Source organism: Leyella stercorea (genome assembly GCF_019052365.1).
Taxonomy (GTDB): domain Bacteria; phylum Bacteroidota; class Bacteroidia; order Bacteroidales; family Bacteroidaceae; genus Prevotella.
This window is the reverse complement of the sequence record NZ_JAHQUY010000162.1, coordinates 1-1,378: the sequence shown is the minus strand read 5'-3', so window position 1 is coordinate 1,378 and position 1,378 is coordinate 1. Positions and strand designations below refer to the sequence as shown.

Annotated in this window: 3 protein-coding genes; all 3 read right to left on the bottom strand. The window is 41.4% G+C overall.

What is annotated here, in order from left to right:
* Nucleotides 1–20 precede the first annotated feature (20 nt).
* Genes KTQ90_RS13360 through KTQ90_RS13350 form a run of 3 tightly spaced genes read right to left on the bottom strand, consistent with a single transcriptional unit; the run spans nucleotide 21 to nucleotide 1,301 of the window.
* On the bottom strand, nucleotides 21–578 hold the full coding sequence (locus KTQ90_RS13360; RefSeq protein WP_217318833.1) for a hypothetical protein: 558 nt from the start codon (nucleotides 576–578) through the stop codon (nucleotides 21–23).
* A gap of 27 nt (nucleotides 579–605) precedes the next feature.
* A complete protein-coding gene (locus KTQ90_RS13355; protein ID WP_217318832.1) occupies nucleotides 606–902 on the bottom strand; it encodes a DUF4133 domain-containing protein in 297 nt (98 codons plus the stop codon).
* A gap of 9 nt (nucleotides 903–911) precedes the next feature.
* Nucleotides 912–1,301 (bottom strand): DUF4134 domain-containing protein, encoded by a 390-nt coding sequence (locus KTQ90_RS13350; RefSeq protein WP_217318831.1) that lies wholly within the window; start codon nucleotides 1,299–1,301, stop codon nucleotides 912–914.
* Between the last annotated feature and the right edge of the window lie 77 nt (nucleotides 1,302–1,378).

Below are 1,378 nucleotides of genomic sequence, written 5' to 3'. Positions count from 1 at the left end.
CGACAAGCCCATTGGCAGAATTAAGTATGCACTAAATTAATTCCGCCAACAGGTACTTTTTGTATTTTCACAAGGAAATCTCTCCACTTGGAGTTATCGTAGGTGTGGATGCCTCCTTTCTTTCCTTTTTGTGTAATAACAAGATAAGTTGTTGCCTCTGTGTACTCACGTCCGTTGAAGAAACGGAAGTACGCCTCAGAAAGAAAGGCTTTCTTACTACCTTTCTTCTTTTTGGCTGCAACTCTGCTCATATCAAAGTTTTTTCTGACAAAAACGTCCTGCTTGTGCAGGGCATATCCCTCTCCAAGCACCTGTATGACTGATGCCATGAGAGTTGTAAAATCATAATAGCTATCTGTGTCGGCTGAATATTTCTTTATCGGATTCTCCATTTCCAATACAGCCGAATAATCTCCTTTCTTGGTGTAGATGATTCCTTTGTTCTCTACATCCTCGACGCTGAAATAGATGTCCTCGAATATCTTGGCTCTTTTGCTACCAGTGCCAAATGCCCAAATGGAAAGAGCCATTCCTGAAAGGATGGAAACGAATACGAGTATAACAATAATAACAACCATATATATTAACTTTACATAAAAAATACATCAATATCGGGAAGAATGGGCAAAAATGAAAATGCCTGTAGGTGACTTCTTTGAGTGAAGTCCCTTGTGCTGCTTGATGAATGTCATAGCACCACCGAATCCCAAAATTGATGTTATCAAAACCAAACCAACTAAGAAGCCAAAGACGATGTAGCCTATAAGAAATGAAAGAAGACCTCCACCAACCGTGGCTGCTGCCCAATAAATGTATCTACCTCGAAGACCCAGAAATTCAAGGGGCTTTTGAAGCCCCTTGAATACTGGGTAATCAGGGTAATCGACCCTTTCTTCTGCCATAATCGACGATTACAAACCGAAGAATAATGGCAAACTCTGTGCAGCGGCGATGAGGAAGATACAAGCACCAACGATCATCATGATACTCTTCTTGACATCCTGCTCCTCGTTGTTCATCTTGATGTAAACAGAAATTGCACCGATGATGGCAACGATACCTGCCAAGGCATAGCAAAGATTAGTAACGACAGGCACATACTTCTTCAAAGAGTCAGTTGAAGTCGTAATAGCCTTAATACCAGCCTCGGTATTCTGGGCAAATGTAGAAACGGTGAATACGAGCAAGAATGCTGCAACCATTGCCACACGAGGGTTCTTTACCAAAGACTTTGCCTTCTTGAAGGCTACGGCTGCCGCTCCCTGAGCATAAGCCGTGAACTTTACAATTGTTTGATTCATTTGTTGTCTAAAATATATGTAAATTAAACCCAAATCGGTCATTAGGATTTCTCTGTGTCGTACGGCAAAGAGAAATC

Coding starts and splice junctions, on each gene's coding strand:
- KTQ90_RS13360 (WP_217318833.1), bottom strand. CDS start 578: ATGGTTGTTATTATTGTTATACTCGTATTCGTTTCCATCCTTTCAGGA.
- KTQ90_RS13355 (WP_217318832.1), bottom strand. CDS start 902: ATGGCAGAAGAAAGGGTCGATTACCCTGATTACCCAGTATTCAAGGGG.
- KTQ90_RS13350 (WP_217318831.1), bottom strand. CDS start 1,301: ATGAATCAAACAATTGTAAAGTTCACGGCTTATGCTCAGGGAGCGGCA.